We start from the raw sequence: 18,422 nt of genomic DNA, 5'->3' as shown, positions 1-18,422 counted from the left end.
CCCGGTTGTGAGGGCTCCTACGAGGACATGGGCAGCGGCGAGCTGTACTGCGACACCTGCGGGCTCGCGCCCGTCGTCTCGTCGAACGGCATGGTGTCCTCGCAGCCCACCGGCATGACCGGCGGCGGCCGGGGCTCCAGCTCCGCGCGGAGCAGTTCGCGCTCATCGCGTGCCTCGTCGCGTTCGTCGACCTCGCGCCGTTCCGTCTCCGGGCGGCTTTCGCGCTCGCTGACCGGGAGCAGCACCTCGACCCGTTCGGTGTCGGTGCGCAGTTCCGGCAGCTCCACGGGCGCGTCGGGACGCAACCGGCTGGGCGCGGGCCTGGTCACGGTGCCGGAGGTACCGCGACCCGATCCGCGTTCCGCGGTGATGGAGAACCCTGAGGTCCCCGAGCGCAAGCGGTTCTGCTCGCGCTCCGACTGCGGGGCGCCGGTGGGGCGTTCTCGCGGAGATCGGCCGGGGCGTACGGAAGGGTTCTGCACCAAGTGCGGCCACCCGTACTCGTTCGTGCCCAAGCTCGCCCAGGGCGACATCGTGCACGGGCAGTACGAGGTGGTGGGCTGTCTCGCCCACGGCGGCCTGGGCTGGGTCTATCTCGCCGTCGACCGCGCGGTCTCCGACCGGTGGGTGGTACTCAAGGGTCTGCTGGACACCGGCGACCAGGACGCGATGGCCGCGGCGATCTCCGAGCGCCGCTTCCTGGCCGAGATCGAGCACTCCAACATCGTCCGCATCTACAACTTCGTGGAGCATCTGGACCAGCGGACCGGCTCGCTCGACGGATACATCGTCATGGAGTACGTCGGCGGCAAGTCGCTGAAGGAGATCGCCAACGAGCGGCGCAACCCGGTGGGCAAGCGCGATCCGCTGCCGGTCGACCAGGCGTGCGCGTACGGCATCGAGGCGCTGGAGGCGCTCGGGCATCTGCACAGCAGAAACCTGCTGTACTGCGACTTCAAGGTCGACAACGCCATCCAGCAGCAGGACCAGCTCAAGCTGATCGACATGGGCGCAGTCCGCCGGATGGACGACGACGAGTCCGCGATCTACGGCACGGTCGGGTACCAGGCCCCGGAGGTCGCCGAGGTCGGCCCCTCGGTCGCCTCCGACCTGTACACCGTCGCGCGCACGCTGGCCGTGCTGACCTTCGACTTCCAGGGCTACACGAATGTGTTCGTGGACTCCCTGCCGGACCCGGAGAACATCAAGGTCTTCCAGACGTACGAGTCCTTCTACCGGCTCCTGGTGAGGGCGACGGACCCGGATCCGGCGCGGCGGTTCGCCTCGGCGCAGGAGATGGCGGACCAGCTGACGGGGGTGCTGAGGGAGGTCGTAGCGATCCAGACGGGCCGGCCGCGGCCATCGCTGTCGACGCTGTTCGGGCCGGAACTGCGAGTGACGGACACACAGTTGTTCGCGGAGCTGACAGGGGACGTTTCGCAGCTGGGGGCCCGCGCTGAGCCGACCTGGGGCCGCGGACGCGGCAAGCATGCCGGAGGCGGCGCGATCGTGGGCGGCGCAGCCGGGATTACGGGCGGCCCGCTGGTGCCGGGCGCGCGGGTGGGCGGGGAAGCCCTCCAACAGGGCGGCGGAGCCGTCGGATACGGGCCCGGCGGATACGGGCCCGGCACGGCCGGAAATGGGGGCGGTGCGCCGGTGCCGGGCGGCGCAGGCGCCGGGATCGTGGGCGGCGGAGCCGCCAATGCCTCCGCCCTCGCTCCCCACCTCGCACCCCTCGACGCCCGGGCGACCTCCCTCGCCCTGCCCGTGCCACGCGTCGATCCGAATGACCCCAACGCCGGGTTCCTGGCCGGTCTGCTGGCCTCCGCGCCCGCCGAGCTGATCGCCGCGCTGCACACGGTGTCCGCCGCATCCCCGGAAACCCGGCTGCGTGAGCTGCGCGCCCGGCTGGAGATGGGCGAGCTGGACTCCGCCGCAAGTGCGCTCGCCACCCTGGAGAGCGAGCACCCCGACGACTGGCGGATCGTGTGGTACCGCGGCCTCGCCTCCCTGGTGTCCGGGGACAACGAGGTCGCGGCGCTCTCCTTCGACGCGATCTACGACGCGTTCCCCGGCGAGCCCGCGCCCAAGCTGGCACTGGGCGTCTGCGCCGAGGTGCTCGGCCAGCTGGACAACGCCGCCGAGTACTACCGCCTGGTGTGGACGACCGACCCGAGCTATGTCAGCGCCGCGTTCGGCCTGGCACGGGTGCAGCTCGCGGCAGGCGACCGCGCCGGAGCCGTACGGACTCTGGAGTCGGTGCCGGAAGCGTCGATCCACTACACGGCCGCCCGCGTCGCCGCCGTACGGGCGCGGCTGCGGCGACGCGCCGCGCACGACCCTCTCATCGACGACCTGTCAGCTGCTGCGGCGCAGGTGGACGCCCTGAAAGACTTCGGTCTGGACGCGGTGCGCCGCGAGCAGTTGTCCACAGAGGTACTCGGCACGGCCCTGGACTGGGTACTCTCCGGTAGTCCCGGAGCCCCGCCGTCCGTGCCAAACGCACCGCACGCACCACACGCACCGCATCCGGGCAGCGCGCAGACCGTGCTGCTCGGCAGTGAACTGGACGAGCGCGGCCTGCGCTTCGGGCTGGAACGCTCCTACCGGGTGCTCGCCCGGCTCGCCCAGCGCGGCGAGGAGCGGATAGAGCTGGTGGAGCGGGCGAACCGCTTCCGCCCCCGGACGTGGGTGTGATTGATGGCGTCGCAGATGCATCGGCCGGCCGCCGGGTCGACATGCCCCAGCTGCACGGAACCGCTGGAGACGGGTGACCTCTTCTGCGGTGCGTGCGGGTACAACCTCGCCGCAGCGCCCGCGCCGCAGCCCGACCGTCCCACCATGGCCATCGCCACGCCGGTCGCCTGGCCGACGGCGAGTGGGACGGACAGCTCCGGCATTCCCGCGCCGGTACAACGGCCCGGCGATCTGCCCGGGACGGACTCGGGCGGCGGCCCGCTGCCCGCCTCGGCCGTACGGTACGACGACCCGCCCGGCGACTCACCACAAGCCTCGCCCGGAGTCTCGCCCGACGCCTCGCCGCAGGCCTCGCCCAGCGCCTCGAACTCCGGCGGGGACTTCGAGCTCGCCGCCCCCGACCCGGGCAGCGCCGTCGCCGCCGACCCGCGCGCCGTGGACCCCGTCACGCCCCTCTCCGGCGTGAAGGTGTGCGTGGCCTGCCGCGCCGGCCATGTCGACACAGACGGCTACTGCGAGAACTGCGGCCACGCCCAGCCCCGCGAGCGCGATCACATGGAGCAGGAGCTCGGCTCTGTCGCCGCGGTCAGCGACCGCGGCCTGCGCCACCACCGCAACGAAGACTCGTTCGCGGTCTCCTCCACGGCCCTGCCCGACGGCTCGCCCGCCGTGGTCGCGATCGTCTGCGACGGTGTGTCGTCGGCAACCCGCCCCGACGATGCCTCAGCGGCCGCCGCGAGCGCCGCCAACGAGCTGCTGCTCGAGACGCTGCCGCGTGGCACCCACCCCCAGCAGGCCATGCACGAGGCGATCGTCGCCGCTTCCGAGGCGGTCAACTCCCTTGCCGCGGATCCCGGCCAGGGCGAGGCGATGGAGCACGATCCGCACCGCCATCAGAACGCGCCCGCGTGCACGATCGTCGGCGCGGTGGCCGCAGGCGGTCTGCTGGTGATCGGCTGGGTCGGTGACAGCCGCGCCTACTGGGTGCCCGACGACCGCAGCGGCCGGCCCGTCCGGCTCACGGAGGACGACTCCTGGGCCGCCCAGATGGTGTCGGCAGGCCTGATGAGCGAGGCGGAGGCATACGCCGACGAGCGCGCCCATGCGATCACGGGCTGGCTCGGGGCCGATGCGTACGAACTGGAGCCGCACACGGCGTCGTTCAAGCCGGACCGCTCCGGTGTGGTCGTCGTCTGTACGGACGGCCTGTGGAACTACGCGGAGGGCGCCGAGGACATGGCCCGGACGATCCCGGACGACGCCGCGGACCGGCCACTGCACAGCGCACAGGTTCTGGTCGGCCACGCGCTCGACGGCGGGGGCCACGACAACGTAACAGTGGCTGTCCTGCCGTTCACCGTGCCGCTGCAAGGGGCAGGATCGGCCTACAACAAGGCTTGAGCCCCTATTTGTCCGCCTCTTCCGACCGCCTCTTCCGTCCGCCGAAACGGTCCGCCACGCTCGCGCCCGCGGACGCCCGTGTCATTTCAAGCTGACCAACTCTGCCCGAGTGGAGCCTCAAGGAGCCGATCCGATGGCCAATTTCTCCAAGTCCCAGGTGCCGCAGTTCTCCGTCGAGGTGTATCAGAACGAATATCTGCCCGAGGGCGGCCGCGAGGTGAACGCGATCGTCACCGTCACCTCCACCGGAGGCGGCACCAGCGGCCGGGTTCCGCGCACCGGGGCAGCTGCTTCCCCCTCCGCCATACCGGCCCAGTCGCCGGGCGCCGCCGTGGTGATCATGGTCGACTGTTCCGGCTCGATGGACTATCCCCCGACCAAGATGCGCAATGCGCGCGATGCCACGTCCGCGGCCATCGACACCCTGCGCGACGGCACTGCATTCGCCGTGGTCGCCGGTACGCATGTGGCGAGCGAGGTCTATCCGGGAGGCGGCCGGCTCGCGGTCGCCGATGCGGGGACCCGCGCCCAGGCCAAGGACGCCCTGCGGCGGCTCACCGCGGGCGGCGGCACCGCGATCGGCACCTGGCTGCGACTGTCCGACCGGCTGCTCGCCACCTCCGACGGGGCGATCCGGCACGGGATCCTGCTCACCGACGGCCGTAACGAGCACGAGTCGCCGGAGGATCTGCAGGCCTCCCTGGAGGCCAGCGCGGGCCGCTTCACCTGCGACGCCCGCGGGGTCGGCACCGACTGGGAGGTCAAGGAGGTCACCGGCATCGCCTCCGCGCTCCTCGGCACCGCCGACATCGTCGCGAACCCGGCCGAGCTGGCCGCGGACTTCACCGGCATGATGGAGAACGCGATGGGCAAGGAGGTCGCGGACGTTGCGCTGCGGCTGTGGACGCCGGTCGGCGTAGAGATCCAGTTCGTGAAGCAAGTGGCGCCGACGGTCGAGGACTTGACCGGACGGCGCACCGAGGCCGGGCCGCGGTCCGGGGACTATCCGACCGGTTCCTGGGGCGACGAGTCCCGCGACTACCACGTATGCGTCAAGGTGCCGGAGGCCGGGATCGGCCGGGAGATGCTGGCGGCCCGAGTGTCGCTGATCGTTCCGGCCGCGGACGGTGGTACTCCGCAAGTGCTGTCACAGGGGCTGGTACGCGCGGTGTGGACGGATGACATGGTGGCGTCCACCTCGATCAACCCCCAGGTCGCGCACTACACAGGCCAGGCCGAACTGGCACAAGTCATCCAACAGGGGCTGGATGCCCGCAAGTCGGGCGACATCGACGGCGCGACGGCGAAGCTGGGCCGCGCGGTGCAGCTCGCGGCGGACTCGGGGAACGAAGACACTGCGAAACTGCTTTCGAAGGTGGTGGACGTGGTCGATGCGGCGACGGGTACTGTGCGACTGAAGGCGAAGGTCGCGGAGGCTGACGAGATGACCCTCGAAACGCGTTCCACCAAGACGGTTCGCGTGAAGAAGTAGCCTGCCGAACGCCTGGCATTACCCAGAAACACCGATGTGAAACGGCCCTCGGGCCGGACGAGGAGAGGGGGAAGCGCCGACATGCCGACCTGCCCGAACGGACACCAGTCGGGTTCCGACGACTGGTGCGAGGTCTGTGGCCACCGCATGGCCGCTCCTGGCGCTCCCGCGGGTGCCGTTCCGCCGCCGCCTCCCCCGCCGCCGGCCTACGGCTACCCCGGCCCCGGCGACCCGAACGCCACCGCCCAGGCCGAGCTCTGTCCGCAGTGCCGCACCCCGCGCGAGGCCATGGCCCCGTTCTGCGAGGAGTGCCGGTACAACTTCCTCACGCACACGGCCACGTCGTACACCCCGCTGGCGCCGCCCCAGCAGCCGGTCGGTGGGCTGAACCTACCGCCGGGCTTCCAGTCCCAGCCGACACCCGGACCGCCGCCGCCTCCTGCTCCACGGCAGCACGATCCGTACGAGTATCAGAGCTCGCGGCCCTCACAGATGAACAGGCCCGCCGAGCCGCTGACGAACGAGCCGTCGGCGCCGCAGCAGCAGTCCTTCCAGCAGCCGGGTCCGCCGCCTCCGCCGTCCTTCCAGCAGCCGCCGGGGCAGCCCGGACCGCCTGCGCCGCCCGGGTATCAGCAGTCGGCCCCGCCCGCGCCGCCGCAGCCGCAGCAGACAGGCGGCGGGGACGACTGGATGCTGTCGCCGCCCTCGCACACGCAGGCGCCGCAGCAGCCCCAGGCACCGCAGGCTCCTCAGCCGCCGCAGCCGTTCCAGCAGCAGCCGTATCAACAGCAGCCGCCCCCGTACGCGCAACAGCCCGGCCCCCCGCAGAACCACCAGTCCCAGCAGGGCCAGCAGGGCCAGCAGCCGCCGTACCAGCAGGCCGGCCGGGGTGAGGCTCCCGCGGGCTGGACGGCCGTGATCGGGCCCGACCGCGAGTACTTCATGGCGATGATGCAGCGCAGCGGCCCGGACGCCAGCGGCCTCAACCTGCCTGCGTACTCTCCCGAGCAGCACCTCCCGCTCGTCGGCAACCAGATCTCCATCGGCCGCCGCAGGCACTCCACCGGCGAGTCCCCGGACATCGACCTGTCCGTCCCGCCGGAGGACCCGGGCGTCTCGCACCAGCACGCGGTGCTGGTGCAGCAGCCCGACGGCTCCTGGGCCGTCGTCGACCAGAACTCCACCAACGGCACCACGCTCAACGGCGCCGAGGATCCGATCCAGCCGTATGTCCCGATCCCGCTGAACGCCGGCGACCGGGTGCACGTCGGAGCCTGGACGACGATCACGATCCACCGCGGCTGACCGCGGCCGGTCAGGCGGCCTCCGACACGGGCCGTCGGCACGGGGCCTCCAACACGGGCATCTAACTGGACGGATGCCCGAGCGGCCAGGCGTAAGGCCCCTCGGGTTCGTCCAGCCAGGCCCATTGGTGGTGGCCCCTGACGGTGACCCCGAAGCGGTCCCGCTGCGGCCGCCGCTCACGCTCCCACAGCGAGAGCGCCTCGTGCGGATCGAGGCTGCCCGCGGTCAGCGTCAGCAGGAAGCGGAAGAGGTCGTTCTCGATTGCGCGCCTCGGCAGCCCGCCGATGTGCCCCTCCCGTACGGCCTCACCGCCGCGCAGCGGCACAAAGTACGCCGAGGTCCGCAGAAAGCATCCCTCCGCGGTCCGGCCGCGGCTGTCGTCGCGCACCCGCAGCGCGATCAGCCCGGTGGACAGCGGGGCCAGGATCCGGGCCCCCGGCCGGCACTGCGGCAGCCAGTCGAAGGGCACGGACGGCAGCGTGCAGGTCGCGATGATGCGGTCGAAGGGTGCGCGTGCCGGGCAGCCACGTGCGCCGTCCCCGGTGATCACGGAAGGGTGGTGGCCCGCGGCCGCCAGATGCGTGCGCGCCGACTCGGTGATCTCCGGGTCCACGTCGACGGTCGTCACCAGCTCATCGCCGAGCCGGTGCGCGAGCAGTGCGGCGTTGTAGCCGGTGCCCGCGCCGATCTCCAGGACCGCGTGCCCGTCCCGCACCTCCAGCTCTTCGAGCATCCGGGCCATCAGCGAGGGCTGGCTGCTGGACGAGATCAGCCGGCCGTCGCGCACCCGGGTGGCGAGCGGCCCGTCCATGTACGCCTCGCTCAGCCACCGGGCACGGCGCCGCGGATCGGGGTCCTCACACCACAGACGCTCGTACGCACCGGCTCGGCTCACGAAGTAGTACGGCACGAACAGATGCCGCGGCACCTCCTCGAACGCCTCCCGCCAGGCCGGATCGCTCAGCCCGCCCTCGGCCACAATCGTCTGCACAAGCGAGCGCCGCGCCTCGGCGGCGGGCTCGGCGAACCGCTCCAGCTCCGTACTCATGCATCCACTGTCCTGCGGGGCCGCCGTCGAGGCGAGCACCCGGGAGGGGGGTGGGTCCTAGGGCCTCGGTCCTCGGCCGGTCCGTCTGAGACGATGTACGTGTGCTGCATTCCCCGGGGGGACAACCCCCGGACCCCCGGCCGACACACCTCGGGGCTGACCAGAGACACATTGCGAGGCTTATTCACGTGAACGAGATTCCGCGCGGCACGCTTCAGCAGCAGACCTTCTTCGAGCAGGTCGGCGGCGAGGAGACCTTCCGGCGCCTCGTCCACCGCTTCTACCAGGGCGTCGCCGACGACCCGCTGCTGCGGCCGATGTACCCGGAGCAGGATCTGGGCCCGGCCGAGGAGCGGCTCGTGCTGTTCCTGATGCAGTACTGGGGCGGCCCGCGCCACTACAGCGACCATCGCGGCCACCCCCGGCTGCGGATGCGCCACGCGCCGTTCACCGTCGACCGGGCCGCGCACGACGCCTGGCTGAAGCACATGCGTACGGCCGTCGACGAGCTGGGACTCTCTGCGGAGCACGAGAAGCAGCTGTGGGACTACCTCACCTACGCCGCCGCCTCGATGGTGAACACCGCCGACTGAACACGGCCGACTGAACGCGGCTGGCTCAGCCCTGTGCCGGCGGAGGTCAACCGTGCCGGGTGGGGGTGACGCTCAGGCCGCCAAGACCATTGGTGCGTACGGCGATCGATCCGAAGGGCGTACGCAGTCTGAGCCATGCGCCCGTGGACAGCAGGGCGACCGGAACATCCGGGCGCAGAAAACCGAGCGACTGCGCGGCGTGCACCGCACGCAGCGGCAGCCCGGTGGTGCCGACTGTGCGCGACCAGATCTCGCGCCCGATCCGGTCCCGCTCGCCGCGGGTGCGGCGCTCTGCGGGCAACTGCTCGTCGCGGGTGCGGAATTCGGCGACAGCGGCGGCGACAGCGCCACGCATCGCGGTCACTTCAGGGAGCCCCGGAAGCTCCCGCCAGCCGCCGCGCGGCGGCAGCAGTCCGGCCCACGGCGGCCCGGTGACCGGAGCGGGCACGGTGAACTCCGCGCCTTCCAGGGACTCGAGCAGCTCACCCGCGGAGACGGTGACATCCAGCTCGACGGGGTCGCCGAGCCGTGCCGTACGGATCGCGAGCACCTCGAAGGAGGGCGGGCGCCCGAAAACGGCGAGCGCGCCACCGCCGGCCTGGAGCCGGACGGCGGCGGCGCGGTCGTAGTGGATCAACCGGGCGAGGAAGGCGGCGAGATCCTCCGCCTCCCTCGCATCGGCGAAGTGCAGACTCTGCACGGGCACGCTCATGCGGCGAGGGCACCCTCGTCGGCGTCGTCCAGGTACTTCTGGAGGAAGGACTTCTCCTCCGCGCTGATCCGGCGCGGACGTTCGGCGGAGAGGTCGTAGGGCACGACGACGGTCGAGGCCCGCACATAGACCTGCGAGGGGCCCTCGGCGTCCTTGACCTCGTACGCGATGGTCAGCGAAGCCGCGCCAATCTTCGTCACCCACGACTCGATGATCACCGGCTCGTGCCGGTGGACAAGCGGCCGCTTGTACTCGATCTCGTGCCGGGCCACAACGGACCCGCCCGAGAAGGACGGAGAGCCGTCCCCGGGCGCCAGCCGGAACATGAAGTCGATCCGCGCCTCTTCCAGGTAGCGCAGGAAGACGACGTTGTTGACATGCCCGAAGGCGTCCATGTCCGACCAGCGGAGCGGGCAGCGGTAGATATGACGGGCCATTGGTGAACCTCAGCCCCGGGTGAGCTTCTTGTAGGTGGCACGGTGCGGACGGGCCGCGTCCGGGCCGAGTCGCTCGACCTTGTTCTTCTCGTACGACTCGAAGTTGCCCTCGAACCAGAACCACTTGGAGTCGCCCTCGTACGCCAGGATGTGCGTGGCGACGCGGTCGAGGAACCAGCGGTCGTGGGAGACGACCACGGCCGCACCGGGGAACTCGAGCAGGGCGTTCTCCAGGGAGGAGAGCGTCTCGACGTCGAGGTCGTTGGTGGGCTCGTCGAGGAGCAGCAGGTTGCCGCCCTGCTTCAGGGTGAGCGCCAGGTTGAGGCGGTTGCGCTCACCGCCGGACAGGACGCCGGCCGGCTTCTGCTGGTCCGGGCCCTTGAAGCCGAACGCCGACACATAGGCGCGGGACGGCATCTCGACCTGGCCGACGTTGATGTAGTCGAGCTCGTCGGAGACGACGGCCCACAGGGTCTTCTTGGGGTCGATGTTGGCGCGGCTCTGGTCGACGTACGAGATCTTGACGGTCTCGCCGACCTTGATCGCACCGGAGTCGGGCTGCTCCAGGCCCTGGATCATCTTGAACAGCGTGGTCTTGCCGGCGCCGTTCGGACCGATCACACCGACGATTCCGTTCCGCGGCAGCGAGAAGGAGAGCTCGTCGATGAGGACCTTGTCGCCGAAGGCCTTGGAGAGGTTCTCGACCTCGACGACGACACTGCCCAGCCGGGGGCCCGGCGGGATCTGGATCTCCTCGAAGTCCAGCTTCCGCATCTTGTCGGCCTCGGCGGCCATCTCCTCGTAACGGGCGAGACGGGCCTTGGACTTGGCCTGCCGCCCCTTCGCGTTGGAGCGGACCCACTCGAGCTCTTCCTTCAGACGCTTCTGGCGCTTCGCGTCCTTGGCGCCCTCTACCTTGAGGCGGGAGGACTTGTTCTCCAGGTAGGTGGAGTAGTTGCCCTCGTAGGGGTGGGCGCGGCCGCGGTCGAGCTCGAGGATCCACTCGGCGACGTTGTCCAGGAAGTACCGGTCGTGGGTGATGGCGACGACGGTGCCGGGGTACTTGGCGAGGTGCGCCTCCAGCCACTGGACGGACTCGGCGTCCAGGTGGTTGGTGGGCTCGTCGAGGAGCAGCAGGTCGGGGGCCTCGAGCAGCAGCTTGCACAGGGCCACACGGCGCTTCTCACCACCGGAGAGGTTGGTGACGGGCCAGTCACCGGGCGGGCAGCCCAGCGCGTCCATGGCCTGCTCCAGCTGGGCGTCGAGGTCCCAGGCGTTGGAGTGGTCGAGGTCCTCCTGGAGCTTGCCCATCTCCTCCATCAGCGCGTCGGTGTACTCGGTCGCCATCTGCTCGGCGATCTCGTTGAACCGGTCCAGCTTGCCCTTGACCTCGCGGACGCCGTCCTCGACGTTCTCCAGGACGGTCTTGGACTCGTCGAGCGGCGGCTCCTGCAACAGGATGCCGACGGTGTACCCGGGCGAGAGGAACGCGTCGCCGTTGGAGGGCTGCTCCAGACCGGCCATGATCTTCAGCACGGTGGACTTACCGGCGCCGTTGGGGCCGACCACACCGATCTTCGCACCGGGCAGGAAGCTCAGCGTCACGTCATCGAGGATGACCTTGTCGCCGTGCGCCTTGCGCGTCTTGCGCATCGTGTAGATGTACTCAGCCAAGAGAAACCGTCCGGCATGAAGTGGGTGGGCAGATACACCCCATCTTGCCGTACGTCCATCCCCCGATGGAAACCGGCACTTTCGGCGACCCTGATCTGGCCTGGAACCGGCTGCCCCTTGGCACGCGCGAGCCCTCACCTCGGAAGAGGGCCGACGATCAGTCCTGATTCAGTAACACAGGGGAGTCAGTCGCATACATAGGGCACTCGCCCGCTCCCTCTTCCGCTAGAACCGAACCCATGACCACAGCAACAGACCGCGCGCTGATCATCTCCAGTGTCACGGCCAATGCCCTCTCGGCGGCGACCATCCTCGCCGGCGCCTTCACCGATCTGCCGGACGCTGCGCAGCCGTTGGCCATCACCGTCGCGGGCGCAGCGAGTTGTGGACTCGTTTGGAAGTTCCTCACGACCAGCCGAGCCGACTTGGCTCGTAAGTTGATGCTCGGCGCAACCGCTGTGATCACTGCACTCTGCGTCGCTCTCTTCTGGCCTGGACGCTCACTACTTGGTGGCACCGATGCAAAGCCGGCGGCGGCCAGTCAGGCACCGGCAATAGAGGTTGATCCAGACAAGGCTGTCGCTCAACTGAGGCAGGGCATTCAGCCCGCCCAGAACGCCGCCGTCGGCACCTGCACCTCGGTGTCGGGGAAGGGCACGATCCCCTTTGGCTACGAGATCTGGGTGGCGAACCTGTCCGACGCAAGGGGCGCCCCGAACACCGCTCGCCTCTACAACCTGCAGCGGGCGAGCCTGGCGAACGGCACTTGGCAAACGCCCGTGTACGGCGTAGGCCTGCCCGGAGACACTGGCAAACAGTTCTGAATCAACGTGTTCCTGCTGCCTGTAGCCGCTGGAAGCATCCTTGCTCTCACGCTGCGCGCCGACCGCAAGGGCTGGAACTCGAACCTGTTTGGCCCCATCGCGGGTGCCATCCAGATCGATGCGATCCATGTGGAGCGCACCTCCAACAAAACGTGCCCTTGGGATCCTCGGTGAGGATCAACTTCGACGGCCCCCGGGCGGCCCACGCAGCATGAGGCGGTCCTTGTCTTCTCACTCGCCGCACCGAGGCAACGACCCCGGCAGGCGCAGGCATACCGGGGCCGTCGTCAGCGCAGCGTCACATTGCGCTCAGGTGCGCTCACTCATCGGTGGCCGTCGGCTTCTTCTTGCGAAGGAAGAAGACCGCGCCGCCGCCGATCACGACGAGGGCGACCGCTATGCCCACGATCATCGGGGTGGCGCTGGAGCTGCCCGTCTCGGCGAGGTCGCCCTCGAGGCCGGCGGCCGTACCGCCGGCCGAGGCCGGGCTGGGCTGCGACGAGGGGGTGTCCGAGCCCGCGGTGCCCTTGGTCTTGCAGTCGAGGACGCCCTTGAAGGTCTTCTTGAAACCGTCGGGCCCGGTGATTGTGAAGTCGTACGCCTGGTCCTCGGCGACCGGGATGGTCACCGTCCTGGACGCACCGGCCGGGATCGTGTGCTTGAAGCCCATCAGCTCGAAGGTGAACGCAGCGTCGCCCTTGTTACTGGCGGTGATGTCCACGCCGCCCTTGGCGCAGTTCTTCTTCGCCGAGAGCGCCGGTATCGCGCCCGCCTTCGCCCAGGTGGCCGTCGCGCTCGCGGAGACCGTGGACTCGCTGGAGCCGGCCAGGATCTGAGTCTGGCTCTTGGTCACCCCGGCGAACGCCCGGCCCACCGGGACGGAGGTGGTGGCCTGCGCGGTCAGCGTGGCCGAGCCGTTCGCCGCGCCCGCCGGGACGTCGAAGTACAGCTGGGCGCCGTTGACGACGGCGGTGAGGGGCTTGCCCGCCACGTCGGTGATCCTGACCCCGCTGGCGGCCGCGTCCGCGGGCGGGGTCACGGTGACCTGCCCCCCGTCCGTGCGGACCGTCACGGGGCCGAGCCGGCCGCCCGCCTTGCCGGAGACCGCGTTCCCCTCCAGGCTGAGCGAGGCCTTCGGCTCGGCTACGTCCTTGGCCTCCTTCTCCAGCCAGTCCGCAAGCTTCTCCGCCGCCGGGTCGAGCGCATCGACGTCCGCGTCGTCCGAGTAGCGCCAGATGGCCACCTGCGTGCCCGCCGCGGCGGTCCGCTCGGAGAGCGGTCCGCTGCCCGCTTCCTTGGCCAGTGCCGCCAGGTCGTCGACCTGAGGGTAGGAGTGCTGCAGGATCCAGCGGATCTTGCCCGCGTCCTTGTTGCCGCCCAGCGACGTCTGGTTCCAGGGGGTCTCCAGGTACTTGGCCTGATCCTGGGTCGGGTTGTGGATGTCGATGCAGTACGTCTTCAGCCGGCCGCCGCCGTCGACGGTCATCTCGAACACCCCGGCGGGTATTTCGTGAGTCCTGCCCTTCGTGCGGAGCACGGCACGGTCGAAGGTCTTCAGCCCGTCGAGCGTGGCGACTGCGCCGCCCTGGTGCTGAACGCCGTCGTCGGCGGCGGCCGTTCCCGCGCCGGCCATGGAGCCGGTCGCAATGAGGCCCGACATCAACACGGCGGCAGTAAGCCGACGAGCAGCGCCCCGCCTGCGTACAGCTGACGCAGAGAACACAGCAAACACAGAATTCCCCTCCGGGCGAGGCCGTGGTCGCGTGCGCGTTTCGCGCGTGACGCGTGGGGGGAGTGCCTCGCCTGCAGACTCAAGTGCCCCGTGAGTACGCCGAAATCCTAGAGAGGCCGCGCACCCCAGTCCCCCGTCATACCGTCAGACAACCATTCCGACTCGGAATCGTTATCGCGAACTGTCCGACCATCGCCGTTCCCCCGTTCCTGAATCGACAAATCTCCACAACTCCAGGTCAGGCCACGGGTGTCGGTGCCGTATGCGCCTCCGCGGAATGTCCCACAGGGTGCTCTGAGGGGCGCTCAGCGTGACGATCCCAGGCGCTTTCCGCGGTCCGCTCCCCGCCCCGTTCGCCGGTCCGTTCCGCGGTCCGTTCCGCAGGGCGTTCCACCGGACGCGCGCTCAGATTCGGTTCCGCCTTCACCACGCGGCGAAATGCCGCGGTCCCGCGCGTCAGATCGTGCCCCACCGCCACCGCGTCGATCTCGGCCGACGTCCTGCGCTGCCCGTCCCGTTCCTCCTCGCGCACTTTCAACCGCCCATGAACAAGAAGAGGTTCACCGACCGAGACCGATCCGGCGAGATTCATGGCGAGAGATCGCCAGGCGAACACCGTGTAGAAGCTGGTATGTCCGTCCGTCCAGCTTCCGCTCTGCCGGTCGAACCGCCGTGGCGTCACCGCGAAACGGAATCGCGCCACCCCGCCTGTCGCCGTCTCCCGGTACTCCACATTCGTGGCGACATTGCCCACCACTGTCACCATCGTGTCGTTCACGACGGCCACCTCCCCGTCCTGTTGCCCCAGCCAGTCCGTACCGGCCGATCTCCATGCTGGACCGGATGGGAAGAACCCGCTGACGCCTGTGGACGACAGCGCGGCTGTGCACAACTCCGTCACCCCAGAAGCCGTACCGTCCCACCTCCGCCAACCACGGAACCGGGCCTCGGGCCGACGCCCGCCCCCGCCTTCCCCGACACCGTCGCGAACTGCTCCCGCACTTCCCGGTAGCGCATGAGCTCCCCCGCGACCGGATCGAGCACCTTCGCCCGCCCGCACCCGGCCGCCGCTTCCTGCAGCCGCCGCTGGGCATCCTGCCCGTACCGCCGCGCCGGCCCCCGAGCGGCCGCCGCGCACGCCCACTCCACCAGCGGCCCGCCCACGATCCCCGCGAGCATCAGCATCGCCGGAAGCAGCAGCCCCGGCTCCAGTACGCCGATGATCTGGCAGACCAGCCACAGCCCGCCGTAGATCTGAAGCAGTGTCATCGACGCCTGCGCCAGTACCGCGGCCGGCCACCATGCGGGCCGCAGCGGTCGCCCGCTCGTCACCGCCGCCTCGCGTGCCGCCAGCTCGTCCAGCGCCTCCGGCAGCCCCTCGGCCCCCCGCACCGCCGCCTCGCGCACCGCCTGCGCCCACGGCGCCGGCAGCCCCGCGGCCGCCTCGTCCGCGACCGTACGCACCGCCTGCTCGACCCGTTGCCGCGCGGTGAGCTCGTCCTCCACCGGCGCCGCGGACCCAGCCCCGGCATCCCCCGGCAGGCCCGTGCCCTCATACCAGCGCCACAGCCGCAGCCACGGCGTCCCGCACGCCCGGCCCGCGTGCCTGCGCCACTCGCGCTCCGCCGTCTCACCGGCCGCCTTCGCACCGATCGCCTCCGCCAGCCGCGCCGCGAAGTCCTCGCGCGAGCGCTCACCGAGACCGGTCCGCCCGTCGGCCACATAGACGGCGCGGAGCTTGGCCGCGGCCGCGTCCACATCGGCGGACAGCCGTCGCGCGGCGGCATCACGCTCGTTTACGAACTGCCCGATCAGGTGGCGCAGTTCGTCGACGCCCTCCCCCGTGAGCGCGGAGAGCGCGAGCACGGTGGCACCCGGATCACCGTGTTCGCCAAGCGCGATTCCGTCCTCGTCGAGAAGCCGGCGCAGATCGTCGAGCACCTGGTCGGCGGCCTCGCCGGGCAGCCGGTCCACCTGGTTGAGCACCACGAAGGTGATCTCCGCATGCCCGGCGAGCGGCCGCAGATACCGCTCGTGCAGTGCGGCGTCCGCGTACTTCTCCGGGTCGACCACCCAGATCACCGCGTCCACCAGTGCCACGACCCGGTCCACCTGCTCCCGGTGCTTGACCACCGCCGAGTCGTGATCGGGCAGATCGACCAGCACGAGACCGGACAGCTCCTCGTCGCCGCCCGCCAGGGGCCTGCGCCGCAGGCGTGGCGGGATGGCGAGCCGGTCGAGCAGTCCGGCCGCGCCCTCCGACCAGGCGCAGGCGATCGGTCCTGTGGTGGTGGGCCTGCGCAGCCCGGTTTCCGAGATGGGCACCTGGGCGAGTGCGTTGAAGAGCGTGGACTTCCCGCTTCCGGTTGCGCCCGCGATGGCGACGACGGTGTGCCTCGAGGAGAGCCGCTGGCGGGCGGCGGCCTCGTCGAGGACCCGGCCCGCCTCGGCGAGGGTCTGCCCGTCCAGCCGGGTGCGTGAGAGACCGACGAGTTCGCGCAGCGCGTCGAGACGTACTCGCAGCGGCCCGACGTACGCCCCGCCGATCGGCTCGTCCTCCTCCTCGGCCTGCGTCTCCTCTGCTTCCTCCTCCGCCACCGTGGCGTCCGCGCCGCCTGCCCGGCGGGCGATCAGCCCGTCGTCCCAGCGGTCGCCGGTCTCGTTCTCGTCGTCAGTGATGGCGGTCACCGCCGTCACCTCTCCTTCTGCAGTACGGACAGCGCGGCGATCAACTCGGCCTGTGGCTCGGGGGTCACTTCCAGTGCGTCGAGGGGTGCGAGGCGGCGGTCGCGCTCGCTGTGCAGTACGCCGTCGATGTACGTCGCCATGAGCTCGCCGCCCTTGTCGCGCAGCCGCAGCGCACCCTGCGCCCCGATCCGCTCGGCGAGCCGCTCCCCCGCGCCTCGCGCCCGCCGCCCGCCGAGCAACGCGGCCGCCACCAGCGCGGCCAGTGTCTCGGGGTCGGGCGCCACGGTCCGCTCCAGCCGCCGCGCCTCCTCGTCGGCGAGCTCCTCAAGCTCCCGCCGCCAGCGGCGTACAGCGATCCCGATCCGCTCCGCCGCCTCCAGGTCGAGCCGCCCCTGTGCGACGACTGCCCCGGCGGCCGGCTCCCGCCGCCAGGCCTCCTGCACCCGCTCGTCAGCGGCGGCGACGGCGCACTGCAACAGCGCGGACAGGCTGCCGACCAGGGAGTCCAGCACCTCGCCCGCGGAACTGTCACGCGGAAAGCCGCGCCAACGGGTCCGGGCGTCCCCGGCGAGCACCGCGCCGGACCGGAGCTGCCTGCGTACCCGCTCGCGCTCCTTCTCGTACGACTCCTCGACCGTGGCCGTGAGCCGCAGCGCCGCGGCGTACTGCCCGGCCACGGCCGCCGCGAGCTCGGGCATCCGCGCGTTGAGCGAGTCGATCACGCCTGCCGCCGTACGCCCCACGGCCTGCTGTCTGGCCGCCGGGTCCTGCGCCCGGTGGGCCAGCCAGGCGAACAGCGGGGCCACGGCCGTGGTGGGCAGCAGCCCGCTGCCGCCGCCCGCAGACTCGGGCAGCTCCGGGATCGTGAACCGCGGCACCTCGCCGAGCCCGGCCTTGGTCAGCAGCGCCGCGTACTGCCGCGAGACATCCTCGACGACCTGGTGCGGCACCCTGTCGAGCACCGCGACCAGGGTGGCGTCGTACTGCTTCGCAGTACGCAGCAGATGCCACGGCACGGCGTCCGCGTACCGCGAGGCCGTCGTCACCATCACCCAGACGTCGGCGGCACAGATCAACTCGGCGGCAAGCAGCCGGTTCTCGACGACGAGCGAGTCGATATCAGGCGCGTCGAGCAGCGCAAGGCCGCGGGGCAGCGTGACGGCGGTCTCGATCCGCAACGATCCCTCCTCCCCGGCCTCGCGCCCGCCGTCCTCCGCTGCCTGGGTCTCGTCCTGCTGCGGCAGCCATACGCGGGTGAGCTGGGGCAGCACCCGCATCCCCGCGAACCAGTGGTGATCGTCCGGATGGCACACGAGCACGGGAATCCGCGTGGTGGGCCGCAGCACCCCCGCCTCGCTGACCCGCCGGCCAACAAGGGAATTGACGAGCGTCGACTTCCCGGCCCCGGTGGACCCGCCGACAACCGCGAGCAGGGGCGCTTCGGGCTCCTTGAGCCGGGGCACGAGATAGTCGTCGAGCTGTGCAAGCAGCTCATCACGTGTCTGCCGGGCACGCGGAGCACCGGGAAGGGGGAGAGGGAGACGCACGGCGGCGACACGGTCGCGGAGGGCGGATAGTGCGTCAATCAGCTGAGGCCGTGCATCCAAGGTCACCACATGCGAAGAATGCCCAATTCTGGTGGGATTTTGAAGCGTATGGCACTCTCTGCGCGCCGGTCGAACGGTCGGGACAGACGGGACGAGTGGGGCGCAGGCATAACGAGTGCACAACACCCGAGACGTGAGGCGTCAAAAGCGGTGCAGGAAACGCACCTGCCTGCGATTATCGGTTCGCTTCACCGAACCTCCACATCGTGCCA

Annotated in this window: 14 protein-coding genes; 6 read left to right on the top strand and 8 right to left on the bottom strand. The window is 70.6% G+C overall.

Annotated elements, in window-relative coordinates; translation table 11 throughout:
* Positions 1-27: 27 nt before the first annotated feature.
* From OG729_RS25775 to OG729_RS25760, 4 genes are all read left to right on the top strand, one after another.
* A complete protein-coding gene (locus OG729_RS25775; protein WP_405811287.1) occupies positions 28-2,697 on the top strand; it encodes a tetratricopeptide repeat protein in 2,670 nt (889 codons plus the stop codon).
* Positions 2,698-2,700: 3 nt separating this feature from the next.
* Positions 2,701-4,098, top strand: a complete 1,398-nt coding sequence (locus OG729_RS25770; protein ID WP_405808251.1) for a protein phosphatase 2C domain-containing protein — start codon at positions 2,701-2,703, stop codon at positions 4,096-4,098.
* A 133-nt stretch (positions 4,099-4,231) separates the two neighbouring features.
* Positions 4,232-5,590, top strand: coding sequence for a VWA domain-containing protein (locus tag OG729_RS25765; protein ID WP_360876011.1), 1,359 nt, complete (start codon positions 4,232-4,234; stop codon positions 5,588-5,590).
* Positions 5,591-5,671: 81 nt separating this feature from the next.
* A complete protein-coding gene (locus OG729_RS25760; protein WP_405808250.1) occupies positions 5,672-6,895 on the top strand; it encodes an FHA domain-containing protein in 1,224 nt (407 codons plus the stop codon).
* Positions 6,896-6,956: 61 nt separating this feature from the next.
* Here the strand turns inward: OG729_RS25760 and OG729_RS25755 are convergent, their stop codons facing one another.
* Entirely contained in the window at positions 6,957-7,943 is a 987-nt protein-coding gene (locus OG729_RS25755) for a methyltransferase domain-containing protein (protein WP_405808249.1), read from the bottom strand.
* Between the two features lie 188 nt (positions 7,944-8,131).
* On the opposite strand from OG729_RS25755, the gene OG729_RS25750 reads away from it, so the two are divergent.
* A complete protein-coding gene (locus OG729_RS25750; protein WP_360876004.1) occupies positions 8,132-8,536 on the top strand; it encodes a globin in 405 nt (134 codons plus the stop codon).
* 46 nt (positions 8,537-8,582) lie between these two features.
* Here OG729_RS25750 and OG729_RS25745 read toward each other — a convergent pair whose 3' ends face one another.
* Genes OG729_RS25745 through ettA form a run of 3 tightly spaced genes read right to left on the bottom strand, consistent with a single transcriptional unit; the run spans position 8,583 to position 11,359 of the window.
* Positions 8,583-9,248: a hypothetical protein gene (locus OG729_RS25745; protein ID WP_360876002.1), complete on the bottom strand. Its 666-nt coding sequence runs from the start codon at positions 9,246-9,248 to the stop codon at positions 8,583-8,585.
* Entirely contained in the window at positions 9,245-9,685 is a 441-nt protein-coding gene (locus OG729_RS25740) for a thioesterase family protein (RefSeq protein WP_360876000.1), read from the bottom strand. The genes OG729_RS25745 and OG729_RS25740 overlap by 4 nt, the downstream gene beginning before the upstream one ends.
* 9 nt (positions 9,686-9,694) lie before the next feature.
* Positions 9,695-11,359: an energy-dependent translational throttle protein EttA gene (gene ettA, locus OG729_RS25735; RefSeq protein ID WP_360875998.1), complete on the bottom strand. Its 1,665-nt coding sequence runs from the start codon at positions 11,357-11,359 to the stop codon at positions 9,695-9,697.
* Between the two features lie 239 nt (positions 11,360-11,598).
* Here ettA and OG729_RS25730 point away from each other — a divergent pair, with 239 nt between their 5' ends.
* Positions 11,599-12,183: a hypothetical protein gene (locus OG729_RS25730; RefSeq protein ID WP_405808248.1), complete on the top strand. Its 585-nt coding sequence runs from the start codon at positions 11,599-11,601 to the stop codon at positions 12,181-12,183.
* A 319-nt stretch (positions 12,184-12,502) separates the two neighbouring features.
* On the opposite strand, the gene OG729_RS25725 is transcribed toward OG729_RS25730, so the two are convergent.
* From OG729_RS25725 to OG729_RS25710, 4 genes are all read right to left on the bottom strand, one after another.
* Positions 12,503-13,843 carry an LAETG motif-containing sortase-dependent surface protein gene (locus tag OG729_RS25725; RefSeq protein ID WP_405808247.1) on the bottom strand — a complete coding sequence of 447 codons (1,341 nt, stop codon included), beginning with the start codon at positions 13,841-13,843 and terminating at the stop codon, positions 12,503-12,505.
* A 310-nt stretch (positions 13,844-14,153) separates the two neighbouring features.
* Positions 14,154-14,693, bottom strand: coding sequence for a single-stranded DNA-binding protein (locus OG729_RS25720; protein ID WP_405808246.1), 540 nt, complete (start codon positions 14,691-14,693; stop codon positions 14,154-14,156).
* 119 nt (positions 14,694-14,812) lie between these two features.
* Entirely contained in the window at positions 14,813-16,603 is a 1,791-nt protein-coding gene (locus tag OG729_RS25715) for a GTPase (protein WP_405808245.1), read from the bottom strand.
* A gap of 5 nt (positions 16,604-16,608) precedes the next feature.
* On the bottom strand, positions 16,609-18,210 hold the full coding sequence (locus tag OG729_RS25710) for a dynamin family protein (protein WP_360876103.1): 1,602 nt from the start codon (positions 18,208-18,210) through the stop codon (positions 16,609-16,611).
* Positions 18,211-18,422 lie beyond the last annotated feature (212 nt).

Source organism: Streptomyces sp. NBC_00210, from assembly GCF_045160975.1.
In the GTDB taxonomy this organism is placed as follows: Bacteria; Actinomycetota; Actinomycetes; order Streptomycetales; family Streptomycetaceae; genus Streptomyces.
The sequence above is the reverse complement of the archived record's forward strand: the minus strand, read 5'-3'. Positions and strand labels throughout refer to the sequence as shown.